At 61.9% G+C, this 15,465-nt stretch carries 13 protein-coding genes; 5 read left to right on the top strand and 8 right to left on the bottom strand.

What is annotated here, in order from left to right:
• Positions 1-64: 64 nt before the first annotated feature.
• Positions 65-1,456, top strand: coding sequence for a hypothetical protein (locus AC3G2C_RS10580; RefSeq protein ID WP_488384588.1), 1,392 nt, complete (start codon positions 65-67; stop codon positions 1,454-1,456).
• A gap of 1 nt (position 1,457) precedes the next feature.
• The gene (locus tag AC3G2C_RS10575; RefSeq protein ID WP_488384587.1) at positions 1,458-2,090 is read left to right on the top strand and encodes a c-type cytochrome; all 633 of its coding nucleotides are present in this window, start codon (positions 1,458-1,460) and stop codon (positions 2,088-2,090) included.
• Between the two features lie 16 nt (positions 2,091-2,106).
• Here the strand turns inward: AC3G2C_RS10575 and AC3G2C_RS10570 are convergent, their stop codons facing one another.
• From AC3G2C_RS10570 to AC3G2C_RS10560, 3 genes are all read right to left on the bottom strand, one after another.
• Positions 2,107-3,582: a multicopper oxidase family protein gene (locus AC3G2C_RS10570; RefSeq protein ID WP_488384586.1), complete on the bottom strand. Its 1,476-nt coding sequence runs from the start codon at positions 3,580-3,582 to the stop codon at positions 2,107-2,109.
• A 154-nt stretch (positions 3,583-3,736) separates the two neighbouring features.
• Complete coding sequence (locus AC3G2C_RS10565) at positions 3,737-4,516, bottom strand: glucose 1-dehydrogenase (RefSeq protein ID WP_488384585.1); 780 nt, start codon at positions 4,514-4,516, stop codon at positions 3,737-3,739.
• A gap of 12 nt (positions 4,517-4,528) precedes the next feature.
• Positions 4,529-5,029: a DUF3775 domain-containing protein gene (locus AC3G2C_RS10560; protein WP_488384584.1), complete on the bottom strand. Its 501-nt coding sequence runs from the start codon at positions 5,027-5,029 to the stop codon at positions 4,529-4,531.
• Positions 5,030-5,505: 476 nt separating this feature from the next.
• On the opposite strand from AC3G2C_RS10560, the gene AC3G2C_RS10555 reads away from it, so the two are divergent.
• On the top strand, positions 5,506-6,801 hold the full coding sequence (locus tag AC3G2C_RS10555; RefSeq protein WP_488384583.1) for a phosphoribosyltransferase family protein: 1,296 nt from the start codon (positions 5,506-5,508) through the stop codon (positions 6,799-6,801).
• A 15-nt stretch (positions 6,802-6,816) separates the two neighbouring features.
• A complete protein-coding gene (locus AC3G2C_RS10550) occupies positions 6,817-8,097 on the top strand; it encodes an erythromycin esterase family protein (protein WP_488384582.1) in 1,281 nt (426 codons plus the stop codon).
• Positions 8,098-8,103: 6 nt separating this feature from the next.
• Here the strand turns inward: AC3G2C_RS10550 and AC3G2C_RS10545 are convergent, their stop codons facing one another.
• From AC3G2C_RS10545 to AC3G2C_RS10525, 5 genes are all read right to left on the bottom strand, one after another.
• Positions 8,104-8,766 carry a nitroreductase family protein gene (locus AC3G2C_RS10545; RefSeq protein WP_488384581.1) on the bottom strand — a complete coding sequence of 221 codons (663 nt, stop codon included), beginning with the start codon at positions 8,764-8,766 and terminating at the stop codon, positions 8,104-8,106.
• A gap of 162 nt (positions 8,767-8,928) precedes the next feature.
• Positions 8,929-9,135 carry a dodecin family protein gene (locus AC3G2C_RS10540; protein WP_488384580.1) on the bottom strand — a complete coding sequence of 69 codons (207 nt, stop codon included), beginning with the start codon at positions 9,133-9,135 and terminating at the stop codon, positions 8,929-8,931.
• A 182-nt stretch (positions 9,136-9,317) separates the two neighbouring features.
• Positions 9,318-11,045: a DNA polymerase/3'-5' exonuclease PolX gene (gene polX / locus AC3G2C_RS10535; protein WP_488384579.1), complete on the bottom strand. Its 1,728-nt coding sequence runs from the start codon at positions 11,043-11,045 to the stop codon at positions 9,318-9,320.
• Positions 11,046-11,300: 255 nt separating this feature from the next.
• On the bottom strand, positions 11,301-14,099 hold the full coding sequence (locus AC3G2C_RS10530; RefSeq protein ID WP_488384578.1) for an AMP-binding protein: 2,799 nt from the start codon (positions 14,097-14,099) through the stop codon (positions 11,301-11,303).
• Positions 14,100-14,494: 395 nt separating this feature from the next.
• Positions 14,495-14,962, bottom strand: coding sequence for an Hsp20 family protein (locus AC3G2C_RS10525; protein ID WP_488384577.1), 468 nt, complete (start codon positions 14,960-14,962; stop codon positions 14,495-14,497).
• A gap of 215 nt (positions 14,963-15,177) precedes the next feature.
• Between AC3G2C_RS10525 and AC3G2C_RS10520 the strand changes: the two genes are divergently transcribed.
• The gene (locus AC3G2C_RS10520) at positions 15,178-15,426 is read left to right on the top strand and encodes a hypothetical protein (protein ID WP_488384576.1); all 249 of its coding nucleotides are present in this window, start codon (positions 15,178-15,180) and stop codon (positions 15,424-15,426) included.
• Positions 15,427-15,465 lie beyond the last annotated feature (39 nt).

The following is a 15,465-nucleotide window of genomic DNA, read 5'->3' as shown; positions in this document are numbered from 1 at the left end:
ACATGTCGCTGGGCCATGCCGCACGGGGCCCGGTCTTCCATCACGAGTTCGACTGGGGGCCAGTATGCGCAAGGTCAACGTTGGGGCGTGGATGTACTTTCTGGGGCTTGGATTGGCCCTGGCGGCGATGACATCGACCGTGCGCGCGGTGCCTGCCTACGCGCGGCAGACAGGGCAGGCATGCGTGGCCTGCCACTTGAGCTTTCCCGAGCTGACGCCTTACGGGCGCATGTTCAAGCTCAGCGGCTACACCTTCGGTAAGCGGCAAGATCTGCCGGTGGCCATGATGGCTCAGTTCGGCGTCACCACCGTGCGCAATAACCGTGACGACCAGGGACAGCAGATCGTGCCCAAGACCAACCAAGTGGCGTTCTCCGGCGCGAGTCTTTTCGTGGCCGGCAAAATCAACGATCACGTGGGTGGCTGGGTGCAGTGGACTTACAACAACCTGTTCGTCAACAGCAGTGGCCAGACCGTGGGGCACAGCGGCATCGACAACACCGACCTGCGGGTAACCGGTAGTTCGGCCAACCCGGAAAGCACCGATCTTCGTTGGTTGTATGGTCTAACCGTCAACAACAACCCGACCTTGCAGGACGTGTGGAACAGCACACCGGCCTTCGGCTTTCCATTCACCCTGCCGCCCAATGGCATCTCGCAGATCGCCAGCACCATGCTCGATGGCGGGCTGGCTCAGCAGGTGGCGGGTGTTGGTGGTTACGTGTTCTGGAATCGGCAGGTCTATGTGGAGTTGTCCGATTACCAGACCGCGGACGGTTTCTTCTCGCCGCTGCGCAAGGGGCAGGATATCCACACGCCCGGCGGCGTAACTCGACTGGAGGGCTTCAACCCCTATTGGCGCATCGCTTACAACCGCGAATGGGGCGCCAATTCCTGGATGATCGGCACGTACGGGGCAGTGTTCCACGTGTACCCGGACAACACGATGCCCTATACGCCCACGGATCGCTATCGCGATATTGCGTTCGACACCCAGTGGCAGCACATCAGCGATCCGCACACCTACAGCCTGCAATACACGCACATCCATGAGTCGCAGGACTATCGTGCCAGCTACCCGGCCGCGTTGGCGGGTGCGCCGATCGGCGTGGGTCCAACGCCCGCCAATCGCGGCGATACCTTGGTGACCGACAAACTCAAGCTCACCTATTACTACGAGCGAAAGTATGGCGCCACGCTTGCCTTGAATCGCACACATGGCACGGCTGACATGGGTTTGTATGGCCCGGGCTCGGTGTCGGGCAGCCTCAATGGCAAACCCGATACCACCTATTGGGTGGCGGAACTGGATTACCTGCCACTGCCCAACGTGCGCCTGATGTTGCAGTACTACGACTACGTCAAGTTCAACGGTGCGGGTAGCAACTATGACGGCTCGGGGCGTCACGCCTCGGATAACAACACCTTGTTCGCCAATGTCTGGCTGGTGTACTGACATGAACATTCGATGCGCAAGCGTGCTGAAGTGGGCGACGTTGGCCGTGGCGGCCTCGTTCATGGCAACGACGGCGGTGGCGCAGCAAGGTGATGCCGCCGAGCAGGCAGCGACGAAACTAGCCACCCAGGTGTGCATCAGTTGCCATGGGCCGGCGGGCCGAAGTACGTCGCCTCTGTTTCCGCGATTGGCCGGGCAGCAGCAAGCCTACCTGGTCGCCCAGATCAATGCCTTCAAGCAGGGGAGTCGCGGCGAGAAGGAGGCTCACGACTATATGCTCGGCATGACCACGCTGATCGATGACCCCACGGCCGCCGCGCTAGGCAAATATTTTGCGAGCCAGACGCCGGCGGCAGGCGAGCCTGGCGACGCACAGCGCATGGCGCGTGGAAAAAAGCTCTTCGAGCAAGGTATCGATGGCAAGGTCGTGGCCTGTGCGAACTGCCATGGGGCACAAGCCCAAGGCAATGGCATCATTCCGCGGCTCGCGGGGCAGCATGCGGCTTATGTGGTGCACCAGCTCAAGGTCATTCAGGGCAACCTGCGGCAATCGCCTGTCATGCACGGCATCATTACCCAGTTGAAGCCCGATGACATGACGGATGTGGCGGAGTATCTGCAGTCCCTGCCGTAGTGCCGATGGATGGGCCCTAGGTACAGCGGAAGAGCGCCATGAAGCCGAAATCCATGTGCAGCTGCATGTGGCAATGAAAGAGTGACAGGCCCTTCTGGTCGGCGGTGAAATCCACGTCCATCGACTGATAGCCGCCCAGCATGGCTACGTCTTTGATGATGCCTGCGGTGGGTTGGTCCGCGATGCGGGTGATCTCAAAGCTATGGCGATGCAAATGCATCGGGTGGATATCGTCGCTGGCGTTGTGCATACGCAGGCGATAGCGCTGCCCGTGCCGAAGCTCGAACAAGGGCTTCATCGCCTTCATGTCGAAGGCCTCGCCGTTGATCGTCCATCGGTTGAACCCTTCGTTGACCGCGTTTTGCTTGGCGAAGGTCAGCTCGATCGTCTCGTCCACGCTTGCCGGTTGCGCGTGGGGCAGGGCAAATCGGCGGTAGTCCCACCTGTGGTCGGTCGGCTTGATCCACTGGGGTTTGCCCTGCCTGCCCGCGTACTCGATCACGATGCCCATGCCATGTGCGCGATCGTCGTCGTCCAGGTCCCCCATCACCCATACGCCGGGGTGCTTCATCTCTACCGTGGCGCTGATCCGCTCGGCCGTGCCCAGCCAAAGCACGGGTACTTCGATGGGGTGCGCCACCGGGCTTCCATCCAGGGCGAGTACCTTGAAGACATGGCCGGGTAGCGCCAGGCTGCGTATCTCCGTGGCGCTGCCATTGATGATGTGAAACATCACCCGTTCACCTTCCTTCACGCGGATCGGCGCGCCATGTCCGAGCATGCGTCCGTTGATGGCGAATGATCGATAGCCCACTTCGTAACCGTGCGGCATGCCCGTGGCCAACGACTGCTTCATGGCCGTCTCGCCGCGTATTTCGAGGGAGGTGTCCCGGGTTGCTGGAGCCAGGAAATCCATGGCCATGTCGCCACCCTTGCTGAAGAATGGCTCGAACTCCTTGAGCACCAGGAATACTTCGCGATCGAAATCGCCAGGCTCGCGATTCGACTCGATGTACACGGCGCCCACCTGGCCACTGTACTGGCCCAGCCCAAGGTCGCTGCCCGCCACCATGTGCGAATGGTAGAAGCGCAGGCCGGCAGGCCCTGGCGTAAAGGCCAGGCGGCGCATGCCGTGCGCAGGGACAAAGGGTGTGCCTTCTTCTGCCGCACCATCCACATCGGTGGCTACCGTTTGGCCATGCCAATGCAGTTGCTCCGGTCTATCGGTGTCGTTGTACACGTCCACCGTGACGGGCCTGCCTTCCTTCATGCGCAGCAGTGGCCCGGGAAACTCGCCGTTGTAGGTGGTGGTGGGCACGATACAGCCGGGGGACAGTTCGACCAGGCTGTGTGCGATCCGTAGCGTGTAGTCCGCCCTCGAGGCCAATGCGGTTGGGCGGGTCGTTGGTCCCGGGGCATTCTGCGCGAAGGAAAGCGAAGGCGTCGCCAGGGCGGTCAGCCCGCCGAGCTTGAGGAATGTTCGCCGCTGCATGGGCTTCATCCGAATGCGCTCCATGGGAGCGGCCGCCGTAAGTATAGGTCGGCTGGCGGTCGGGTGCAGTTGGATGGGCGTCTGAGGGGGTGTCTCAGGGAGGGTGCTTGCTGCGCCGCTGCAAGAAGTGCCGAGGCGCCGCGCCGGCCGATGGTCAGCGACAGCTATAGCCCCCGTCGACGACCAGTTCGCTTCCGGTCACGAACTTGGATTCGTCCGAGGCCAGATAGACCACCGCCCAAGCGATGTCGTCGACTTCCCCAATGTGGCCAAGCGGGTGCAGCTCATCCAGGGCCTTGCGCTGTTGGGCGAGGTCGCCACCTTGGGCTTGCACGAAATGCTCGACCATCGGTGTCCAGATGAAGCCCGGGTGGATGGAGTTCACCCGGATACCTTCCTTGGCATAGAAGAGCGCGTCCACCTTGGACATCAGCCTCACCGCGCCCTTGGAGGCGTGGTAAGGCGGAACGTCGGCGGCGCCGACCAGACCATAGATGGAGGACAGGTTGATGATGCTTCCGCCACCCTGAGCGTGCATGGGTGCGTAGACATGCTTGGTGAAGAAGAAAACGCCCTTGACGTTGATCGCCTGGACGCGATCCCATTCCTCTTCGGAAAGCTCGTGCGTAGGCTTGTTGGCCCCCGATATGCCGGCATTGTTCACCAGTACATCGATGCGGCCAAAATCGCCCAGAACATCGTTAATGGCCTGCCGCACCTGCGGCTCGGATGCGACATCGGCGTGATAGTAGCGAACGTTGTTTCCAAGCTGGCGCGTCAGCGCATTCCCCTCGGTGTCGAGAACATCCACGATGGCAACGCGAGCCCCCTCCTGCAACAGCCTTGCGGCGCATGCCGCGCCGATGCCAAGCGCGCCGCCGGTCACCAGGGCGACCTTTCCCGTGAGTCGATTCATGGCAGCCTCCGGCGTCACCGAACGAATGCGTTAGTAGTGGTCTCTGGTCGCGGCTTGCTCGATACCATGGCTGGTCGCGCCTGATTCGGTGCCATGGCCCAGCGCGGCGAGGCCGTCGTCGAGTAGGTCGGCAATGCCTGCCGTTCCAAGGAGATAGTCGACCGTCCGTGCATTGAACGAATCGGCTGCTTCGCTCCTGACGCTTTCCCAGTCACTGGCAGACAGTCCGTTTCGCCCTGTCCAGGCGATGGCGACCAGATCGATTTTCTCGTCGTCGGACAAGTCACCCAGGAACGAGCGCAACTCCTGGGTGAGTGGCTCATCGAGATAGTCCCGCTCGTGTTCCCTGAGTGCATCGAAATCAGCGTCGTCCAGTGGGTTGGGCAATTCGTCCTCCTCGCCCGAGAACGACATCATCGACTGCGCGTCGTACTCGCGTAGCTTCTGAATGAGAAAGCGCACTGTCTCGGTCGACATCGTCAGGTCGACGGCGGCAGCTTCATCGGTCGTGTTGGTCTTGAGATCGTTCATGGGGGCTGCGCTCTTTTCGTGCAGAAGCGGGCTGAAGCTATCGCGCGATACGGGTGGGTGCCCCGATGGCGTGGCCGGCACTGTCGCGTGAGGCGAGCGAACGATGCCGCGATGCCGGTTTGTCGTTCTGCCAAAGGGAGCGACACCAGCATCCGCTGGTCGGCCTCGATGGTATTGACGTGGATCAAGAAGTGCTTGGCGTTCGAGTGGTGCTCGATTTTCTCGGTCGTAACATCGGTTGACCCGCGTCAATACCGACAACATGGCGATGGCTATATTGAACGACGCTCGCCAGGCAATGGTCTGCGTATTGCTTGACGCCTTGCGAGTGATCTGGACGCTCCTGGGGCGGCAATGCGGCTCCTGGTGACGCAAAGATGCCGCGGAGGCCGGCGGTGATTCGCGCATCGCGAAATATCTATCCCCGTGCTGGCCTTGTTGTTTCGGCATGAACCTCGACGTTGGGGGTGCGTAACATGGCGCTGATAAGTGAGGGGCGCTTCCTGAACAGGACGGATGCAGGCGAACGCTTGGCCAAGGCATTGGAGCCCCTGAAAGGCAAACACCCTTTGGTGCTGGGCATCCCGCGAGGGGGCGTTACCCTTGGTCGAGTCATCGCCGATCGATTGGGCGGCGACTTGGACGTCGTGCTGGTTCGCAAGCTGGGCGCGCCCGGCTATGAAGAGTTCGCGGTGGGTGCTATCGATGAATCGGGCCATGTGCAATTGTCGGAAGACGCAGCCCAAGTGGGCGCGGATGCTCGCTACATCAAGGAGGAGGCTGCCCGTCAGCTGGACCGTATCTGGCAACGACGCCGGCTTTACAGCCCGCACCACGCAGGCAAGGCGCCGGCGGGACGCGTGGTGATCGTGGTGGACGACGGGCTTGCCACGGGCGCAACCATGCGCGCGGCGTTGACGGCGGTGCGTCGCCAATCCCCGGCGCGGCTCATCGCTGCCATTCCGGTAGCTTCCCCGCGAAGCCTGGCGTCGATCCAGGCGCTCGCGGATGACGTGATCTGCCTGGAGGCACCCGCGGACTTCCGGGCGGTAGGGCAGTACTACGAATCCTTTCCGGCGGTGGAGGACAGCGAGGTCATTCATTTGCTGCAGCGTGGCGAAAGTGCCGATGCCTTGCCCGAAGGTTTCCAGAAGGCCATGCAGTTCAAGATCGACGGCCTGGTTCTTGAGGGCGACTTGCAAATGCCACCGCACGTCCGTGGCTTGGTGATCTTTGCGCACGGCAGCGGCAGCAGTCGCCGCAGCTCGCGCAATCGCTATGTGGCGGGCGTGCTTCAGCAGCGCGGGTTTGCGACGCTGCTATTCGATCTGCTGAGCGCCGATGAAGACCGCGACGTGGCCGATCGATTCGACATTGGCAAGTTGTCGCGACGCCTCGGCGAGGTGCTGCGCTGCATGATGAGAGACCCCCCGTTCACCGGCATGCCGGTGGGCCTGTTTGGCGCCAGTACCGGGGCGGCGGCGGCCCTCACGGTGGCCGCGGCCAATGATGTGGTCCAGGCAGTCGTCTCCCGCGGCGGAAGGCCCGACCTTGCCGGTGCGGACACGTTGCGTCGCGTACACGCGCCCACCTTGCTCTTGGTAGGCAGTGCCGATCATCAGGTCATACCCCTCAATAAGGAAGCGCTACGAGTCATGCCAGACATGGCCGAGTTGGTGCTTATTCCGGGGGCGACACATCTATTTGAGGAGCCTGGTGCCTTGGAGCGTGTCGCCGCGTTGGCGGCCGATTGGTTCGCGCATTGGCTATAGCGCTGCGTGGCGACCATGTCCATCACCGAGCGAAGCCAGTTGGACGCCATCCGGTCGCAGGCCGTTCCGTTGAATGGCGACGCGGATGACTATGACGCCGTCGTGGAAAGGGCGGCGCGTTGCGCGGTGGTGCTCATCGGCGAGGCTACCCATGGAACCCACGAGTTCTATCAGATGAGGGCCGATATCAGCCGCAGGCTCATCGCCGACAAAGGATTCGACGCCATTGCGGTGGAGGGTGACTGGCCCGACTGCTACCGATTGAACCGTTATGCTCGACGGCAAGGTGACGATGAAAATGCCGCCGCGAGCCTGGCCGAGTTCCAGCGATTCCCGCGATGGATGTGGCGAAATGCGGTGGTGCTGGAATTTGTCGACTGGCTGAGGTCGTACAACGCATCGTGCGCTCCGACCGCGCAAGCGGGCTTCTACGGGTTGGATATGTACAGCCTGTATCGCTCGGCCGATGCGGTGATCGAATATCTCGAAAGTGTGGACTACGAACAGGCCGCCATTGCGCGCCGCCAATATGCCGCGCTTGACCATGTGCGTGATCCCCAGCGCTACGGGTACGAGGTGGCGATGGGCTTGCGACCTGATTGCAGTGCCGCCGTACGCCAGCGGCTTGCTGAGTTGGTGAGGCGCTCGACTGACTATCGCCAAGCAGGTGACGTAGATGCGCAGGATGCCTACTTCTTCGCAGAGCGAAACGCGCATGTCGTTGCCAATGCAGAGTCCTACTACCGGGCCATGTTCGGGGCGCGCGAAGAGAGCTGGAACCTCAGGGATGCACACATGGCGCAGACACTCTTCGCGCTCCAGCGACATCTTCAGGGTAGGGGCCGGGCCGGGCGCATGATCGTTTGGGCACATAACTCCCATATCGGTGATGCAAGAGCCACCGAAATGTCACTTGCTGGAGAGCACAATCTTGGTCAGCTCGTGCGTCAGGCTTCACCGGAGGGTTCGGTCTTCCTGCTGGGCTTTACCACGTGCACGGGAACGGTCATGGCGGCCCATGCATGGGGCGAGGAGCCCGAGGCCCAACCCGTCACCATGTCGGTACCGGAGAGCTATGAGCACCTGTTCTACCGCGCCGGCTTGGAGGCTTTCTATTTGCCGTTGCACGGCGCGGTAGCCAAGGCGCTGGAACACCCCATGCTGGAGCGCGCCATTGGTGTCCTGTATCGCCCGGAAACCGAGCGGCAGAGCCACTATTTCGGTGCGTGCCTGCCCGCGCAGTTCGACGCCGTGTTCCATCTGGATGAAAGCCGCGCCATCGACCCACTCGATTGAGGCGTATCACCCCTGTTTACTCAGTTCGCCGTCACCCATGGGATAGCCGACGGACTGCGCAAACAGCACTTTCTGTTCCCAGTTGAGCCCTAAGCGCTCCCACAGTGCCTCCCTGTCACAGTGGTGGAACCAGCAGGCAAGGTGTTCCGTGGCGCAGTACAGATAAACATGGGCAGCCATCATCCCTGTGTCGACATAGACATAAGATGCCTGTGTTTCCGGGTCTTGCAGACCGGGCTCGCGAAAGCCGGCGGTATGGGTCAAGCGGTGGATATCAGCCACGTACACCAGATGGAGCGCTGCGTTTGCCTCCTCAGTGGCTTGACCCGGCGACATGGCGTAGATCCGTAGATCGTCCTTGGTGATGCCGATCAGTTCGTGCTCCAGTGGACTGAAGCGGTATGCGCCGGCTGGAGTGAGGACATAGATGTCCACCTCCTGTGAGTTGCTGGCTGAAGCGGCCGTTCGCCCGCTAAGGCCAAAAGGGCCTTGCCGCCGATTGATGCCGCAGGCTGACCAGAGAAGATTCGAAATCGTCTGCAACGGCAGCGCCGCGGAGGCGATGGAGCGCTCGGTTCGGCGCCGTTCGAGTGCCTCGTGGAGAGTGGCCGGGTGCTTCGCCGGTATCGGTTTCGGCAGGGCGATCCGCATGCTGTCCGGCGCATTCATCGTGACCTCGCAAGGGGCGGCCTTTGAGGCATGGCGGCTTGGTCGTCACGGCAGAGGACGACTAATGACCACGCATTCGTCGAGCTGGCCATGGCTGATGTCACCGCCAATTCCCCCAGCCTCGCTTGTGGTCGAGGGTGGCGCGACCTACGGCAAAAAAAGTCACTCGACAATGAAGGTGATGCGCAGGCAGACGCGCCATTCCGTAATGCTGCCATTCGCCGAGGTGCGCACTTTAATGTCGCTTACCCAGGCGCCCTGAATGTTCTCGATGGTCTTGGATACCCTGGTCAAGCCGCCCTGGATCGCATCTTCCAACCCCTTGGACGACGCAGCGTTGATTTCGATGGTTTTGGCGATGGAGTTCATGACGCCTCCTCGTGAATGGTTCCCTGTCAGGTTGCTTGCAGAGGGTGAATAGGCTATGCCGACGCCGATGGGTGTTGTTGATGGGGATCAACAAGCACGTCGCTATCGACAGACGGGATAGATGCGTTTCGTCGCGTGCGTGTCCGTGCAAGCGCGTAAAGGCAGGGTGGCCGGCGAAGGAGCTACGCCATGGTGGCCTTGAGCACCGTCCTGAGTTGCCGCAACGGCAGCGTATTGATCACATCACCGCGCTCAAGCCAGCCGCGACGGGCCTGACCAACGCCAAAGCGCAGATGGTTAAACCCATGGACGTCGTGCGCGTCGCTGGATATCGCCAATCGCACGCCTGCATCCTTGGCGAGGCGACAGGCCGTGTCATTCAGGTCGAGACGATCGGGCTGTGCATTGATTTCCAGGAAGCAGCCGCGATCCTTGGCATGAGAAATCAAACGCTCCACGTCGACGTCGTAAGGAGCGCGCTCTTCGAGCAGGCGACCGGTAGGGTGGGCTAGGACGCTGAAGCAAGGCTGGTCCATGGCTCGCAGGATGCGTTCGGTCTGGCGTGTGCGAGACAACCGGAACTGACTGTGTACGGCCCCGACGACCAAGTCCAGCCGGCGGAGAATGGAGGGTGGCAGGTCGAGCGAACCGTCTTCCAATATGTCCACCTCCACACCTTTCAGCAGGACAACGTCGTGTTGCCGGTCGTTGAAACGATCTATTTCATCGATCTGTCGCGCGATGTCGTCGGCGTCGAGTCCATGTGCGACCGTGACATGCTTGGAGTGGTCGGTAATGGCGATATAGGACAGCCCCGCCTGTTTCGCTGCGCGGGCCATTTCCTCCAGGCTTGCGCGGCCGTCGGTGGCCGTGGTGTGAACGTGCAGGTCGCCACGCAGATCGTCGATGCCGATCAGGTCGGGCAGTCGCTGTTCGGCGGCGGCTTCCAGTTCCCCTCGGTTCTCCCGCAACTCGGGCGGAATAAAGGGAAGGTCGAGCGTGGCGTATACCGACGCCTCGGTGGTGCCGGCGATTCGTTGGTCGCCGCGATAGACGCCGTACTCATTGATCTTCAGGCCTCGCTTCTGGGCGAGCCGCCGCAAGGCGACATTGTGCGACTTGGAGCCCGTGAAGTAGACCATGGCTGAACCGAACGACTCGGCCTTGACCACGCGAAGGTCAACTTGCATACCGATTTTCAAGAGAACGCTCGATCGCGTCGTTCCCTTCGACAGCACCCGCCCTATATCGGGGTATGCAAGAAACGCCTGGATGATCGCCGCGTGGCGATCGCCGGTCGCCAGCACGTCCAGGTCGCCCACGGTCTCTCGCTGTCGGCGGTAGCTTCCCGCAACGGCGACGGCTTTGGTCTCACCGGATGCGACAAGGTATTGCACAAGCGCTTCTGCTTGCTGGCTGGCGTCGATAAGCTTCCAGCGTCGCTCGGTGGACAGATAGGTCGATGCTGCTTGAAGCAGAGCCGACTCACTGCGCGCGCCGAACCCCTCGATGGCATGTATGTGACCCGCTCGCGCCGCATCGGCCAGTTGCCGGGCCGAACGGATGCCCCCGGCCTTGTACAGGCGAACGGCCTTCTTGGGCCCAATGCCCGGTATGCGCAAGAGTTCACGTAGGCCGCGGGGATGGGTGTGGCGTAGCTTCTGTAGTAGGTCGCATGTTCCGGTGCGCACAATCTCGCCAATTTTCTCCGCCAGATCCTTGCCGATGCCGGGCAGGGCATCGAGTGTCTTCACATCCTGCGCCATCTCGCCGATGGGTTGCGGCAAGGCGCCGATGACACGAGCGGCGTTGCGATAGGCGCGAATGCGGAACGGGTTGGCTTGATCCAGTTCCAGCCAATCCGCAATTTCATCGAAGATGGCGCCAATGGCGGTGTTGGTTACTGGCATGGCACTTGATGGACGGCTTTGGCTGACGGCTTGGGGTGTGGAGCCTGGGGCGAGCGCGCGGCCTTAGTGCTTCACAGGTGGTGACGCTTATTGCGGTTCGTGGGGAGCGTCTCGGCGGTGGGTGCGCGGGGAGCGTATGACATGACACTCCCTGTGGGTGGTGGCATCAAACATCCTGATGCTTTGTTGGGCATTGATATGACTCAGTAAATCGGAGCAGTAGGCACGTAGGGGGGGGCTCAACGGTCACCCGGATCAGGAGGTGGGCATCTCCAGGCGCACATCGCCAGCGTCCGGTTCGCCGCAGTGCTCGAGCAGGCGGGCGCGAACTAGGGAAGCAAGCCTTAAGGCCTCATGCCAGTGGTCGCTTGAGGCTTGAGGAAGCACAGCGTTGGCGATGGTTACCGTAATGGGGGACGGTCGAGGGAGCCATTCCCCGTCTGGAAGTACCGTCCGGGTTCCGTTGAGCGCCACCGGTACGATGGCAAGGTTTGCTCGCGCCGCCGAGAGAAAGGCGCCCAGTCGAAAATGCAGCAGTCCAGGCATGCACCGGAAGGTTCCTTCAGGAAAGAACAGCACATCGCGTTGCCCGTGCTGCACGTTATCAACGGCCCGCGTGCTCGCCTGGATATCCGATCGCGCCACGAACGTTACGCCAAGGCGGTTCAGTACCCAGCCCAGCACGGGCTGGTTGGCCAGCTCCTGCTTGGCCAGGAAGGTCACGGGCCGCGGCAGCGCGCAAAGCAGGGCCAGGGCATCCACGTAGCTGGCGTGATTGCATACGAAAATGCAGGGCTGCGGCGGCGGCTCCGCCACCATGTTGACCTTCACGGGGATGCCTGCGGCACGGCTCAGTGCACGCAGTGATCGCCGCACGAGACGCCAGCGCGTGGCGAAGGAGAGAGGGAGCGCCAAGCCAGCAAGCAGCAAGGGTGCGGCCAGGCAAAGGAGGACCCAGGCGTATATCCCGTAACAGCGGAAGCCTAGGCGATGAGTTGTGCGGCGGAGTCGGTCGCGCTGGGCGCGAACGAGCGCTTTCAATAGGCGCAGTCGATCCGGTATCTCCAGTCGGCCACTTTCGTAGGCGGCCTGGCAGGCGGAACGTCGCAACTTGCCGCTGGAGGTTTTGAGAACCGTGCCGGGTGCGGCCAGCACGACATCATCGGCGGGCGCGCCCGCGCTGGCCTGCACCGCCGCATTGACGGCATCTCGAAGCGCGTCGCGGAGCGCTGGGTCCGACTGGCGCGTTTCGGCGACCACGATCAGCCGCTCCGTGCCCTGGCTGCGCGAGCCGAAGGCGGCCACGCGGCCACGCCGTATGCCGGGCACGTTGCCGACCGCCTGTTCGATGCTTTGGGGGTGAAGATGCTGGCCCGCGCGGATGATCACGTCTTTGACGCGGCCGGTGAGATACAACTCGCCCGCGAGGAGAAAGCCAAGGTCGCCCGTGTCGAGCCACGGCCCGTGAAACAGCTCCCGCGTCAGCACGGGGTTGTGGAAGTAGCCCTTGGTGGCGCATGGCCCTTGAAACTGGATACGGCCCTGTTGGCCTTCGGGAACCGTACGATCGCGCTCATCCACGATGCGTAGCTCGTGCTGTGGCAGCGGCGCACCGCAAGAGACGAAAGCCAGCGAGGGTTCGGTGGATTCCTTGGTGACGATGGCTTGGCCCAGGCGAAGAAAACGCTCCTGATCCACCCTCAGTACTTTCACGCCTCGACCCGGGGGAGGGAAGGTGAGGCCGAGACTGTTTTCCGCCAGGCCATACACCGGAAGCAGCGCCCCGGGTGAAAAGCCCTGGGGCGCAAGCCGAGCGATAAATCGCTCCATGGTCTCAGGAAACACCGGCTCCGCCCCGCAGAAGCATACGCGCAGATGGCTGAGGTCCAGCCCTTCGAGCGCTGTCTGCTCGATGCGATGCATGCACAGCTCATAGGCAAAGTTGGGTGCCGCCGAAAGGGTGGCACGGAAGCGATGCAGTGCGCGCGGCCACTCATCGGGATGCAGAAGAAACGACTGGGGCGGCATCAAAACCAATGGAATGCCAAAGTACAGGCTGCCCAGCCACGCGCCAATCAAACCCATGTCGTGGTAGAGCGGCAACCAGCTCACGAACGTGTCTTTCGCCGAGGCGTCGACCAGTCGCCCCATGATCCGGATATTGGCGAGCAAATTGTCGTGGCTGAGCATGACGCCCTTGGGGTCGGCCGTGCTTCCAGAGGTGTACTGGAGCATGGCGAGGTCATCTCCGCGATGAGACATCGGTTGAAGCGGTGCCCCTGTATCGCGCAAGGCGCCAACCGTCCAGAGACGTTCCACGCCGCCGGCCAAGGCGCCCATGGCGTGGCGGTGCTCAAACAAGATCGAGGCGACGATCATCAGGCGCGCATCGCAATTGCGAAGAATGCCCCCTTGTCGCCGCCAATACTCCCCCAGTTCGTTGGCTCGCATGGGAGGGTATAGCGGCACCGGCACGCCGCCTGCCAGCATCACCCCAAAGAAGGCGATCAACAGATCGGGTTCCGTGGGAAACATCAGTGCCACGGCCTCCCCGGCGCGCAAGCCCGCATGTTGCAGGCCACCCGCGGTTTCGCATGCGGCCGTGTATAGCTGTGCATACGTAAGCTCGATGCCATCGACGTCGCCACCGGCAAAATGGACGTGCGTTCGGCCGGGGTGCTTTTGGGCATGCCATGCGAGCACGTCGGGCAATGTCGATGCGTCGTGAGGAACGGGAATGTCGCGGTCCGTGGGTTCAACGACGAACCCCGGGGTCGCAAGGGTGGTTGGGGCGCGCAAGGCGGAAAGTGCCCTGACCAAGTCCCCTGGGGTTTGCGCTTCCGCCGCCAATCGTTCGGGGAAGGTGACATGCAGCCGCTTTTCGAGCCGGGCGAGCAGCTCCATGCGGGAGAGGCTGTCCAGGCCGAGTTCGCGATCCATGTGGGCATCGATGCGGGCCACCGGCATGGACGCTTCGTCCGGGTGTAGCTCCCGCAAGAGGTCCGTGACTTCCTCAAGCACGGCAGCGTTCCGCGAGGAGGCGTCATTGTTCATCTTGATCTGCCCTGAGACTGCCATGGCATCAGTGGGGATCTCATCAATAAACTGCGGGCTCTGCGTGATATTGATGTGGCGCAACGGAGGCGCGATCTCCCGTCATGAGGAGCGTGACGGATCCCTGTCGGGGCGACTGTCTCCAGGGAGGGGTTGGTGACTAGGGGCGCGCTCGCGAAGACGACTCGTCTATAAGAGGCGATGACGGTCCGGCGCGATAGGCGCGGCGTTGTGCGTCAATGGCCGCAGCTGTCACCTGAGGGGCGTCGGACGGCCGTCCACGTGGAACTCAGCCCATGCTGCGTCTGCGCGGCCCATAAAAAGGGCGGCGACAGTGAGTCGCCGCCAAAACCACTCGCGGAAAGAGGGGGAACCGCAATCAAGCCCGAATAGGTTTAAGCCGCTTGGCTTTGCAGAAGTCGTGTCTCACACGCCTGCCGGTCACTGCTTCCAATCGGGATTGTGCGCGGCTTCAACGCCTCCGGAAGTTCTCGCTTGAGGTCGATGATCAATAGGCCGTCGCGTAGGTCCGCACTCACGACCTGCATATGCTCGGCGAGCTCGAAGCGACGTGCGAACGGTCGGTTCGCGATTCCTCGATGAAGAACTTCACCGGCATGGTCGATTTTGCGTTCGCCCGCGACAGTGAGCAGGTTGTTCTGCAGCTGAATCTCAAGGTCATCGCGAGTGAAGCCGGCGACAGCCATGGTGATTCGATACTGATCATCACTGATCTTCACCGAATCAAACGGCGGCCAATGGTCGGGCTGCTGAGTTCGTGCGGCTGTCTCAAGCAGATCAAACACTCGGTCGAAACCAATGCTTGACCGATGAAGGGGTGAAAAATCGAGCACAGTGCGCATGGCCATATCCTCATGAAAGCAACATGGAAGTGGACTGTCACCGCGCCGCTTGGTGCGGCGACTGCCGAACCCGTGGCGATCGGCGGGGCGAAAAGATAATCAGTCTGAGAAGGCTGGCAAGAGGGTCTTTGGTGGCGATTTATTTTCTGTTTAACCGAGTGCGTCGACGGCTGTGGATACGCTTCTGGCCAGCGCCTTATCCTTGAAATACGCCATTGCGCGACTTATTGCGTCGCACCTGCCGTCATTGGGTGGTCAGCATGGCGATATGTGAAAACTGTATCTATTTCGTTCCGGATCGCATCAACCCCGAGGCTGGCCTGGGGCGCTGTGGCGTATCACTCAGCCACGGCTATTTCTTTCCCGCGGAAAGCCACGTCTGCGCCGATCACAAAGCGGTCATGGGGCCAGCCGAGTTGCTGGGCAAGAACGCGGATGCGTTCACGATGGTGCGATCACATTGAGAGGGTGGAGCGAGATAGTTTGATGGCGGCCCAAGCTGT

The organism is Frateuria sp. sgz306004 (genome assembly GCF_057750885.1).
The sequence above is the reverse complement of the archived record's forward strand: the minus strand, read 5'-3'. Positions and strand labels throughout refer to the sequence as shown.

Bases quoted from the DNA above. Each gene is read 5' to 3' on its own strand.
- AC3G2C_RS10580 (WP_488384588.1), top strand. From the start codon at position 65: ATGCGCAAGGTCAACGTTGGGGCGTGGATGTACTTTCTGGGGCTTGGA.
- AC3G2C_RS10575 (WP_488384587.1), top strand. From the start codon at position 1,458: ATGAACATTCGATGCGCAAGCGTGCTGAAGTGGGCGACGTTGGCCGTG.
- AC3G2C_RS10570 (WP_488384586.1), bottom strand. From the start codon at position 3,582: ATGCAGCGGCGAACATTCCTCAAGCTCGGCGGGCTGACCGCCCTGGCG.
- AC3G2C_RS10560 (WP_488384584.1), bottom strand. From the start codon at position 5,029: ATGAACGATCTCAAGACCAACACGACCGATGAAGCTGCCGCCGTCGAC.
- AC3G2C_RS10555 (WP_488384583.1), top strand. From the start codon at position 5,506: ATGGCGCTGATAAGTGAGGGGCGCTTCCTGAACAGGACGGATGCAGGC.
- AC3G2C_RS10550 (WP_488384582.1), top strand. From the start codon at position 6,817: ATGTCCATCACCGAGCGAAGCCAGTTGGACGCCATCCGGTCGCAGGCC.
- AC3G2C_RS10545 (WP_488384581.1), bottom strand. From the start codon at position 8,766: ATGAATGCGCCGGACAGCATGCGGATCGCCCTGCCGAAACCGATACCG.
- AC3G2C_RS10540 (WP_488384580.1), bottom strand. From the start codon at position 9,135: ATGAACTCCATCGCCAAAACCATCGAAATCAACGCTGCGTCGTCCAAG.
- polX (WP_488384579.1), bottom strand. From the start codon at position 11,045: ATGCCAGTAACCAACACCGCCATTGGCGCCATCTTCGATGAAATTGCG.
- AC3G2C_RS10530 (WP_488384578.1), bottom strand. From the start codon at position 14,099: ATGAACAATGACGCCTCCTCGCGGAACGCTGCCGTGCTTGAGGAAGTC.
- AC3G2C_RS10525 (WP_488384577.1), bottom strand. From the start codon at position 14,962: ATGCGCACTGTGCTCGATTTTTCACCCCTTCATCGGTCAAGCATTGGT.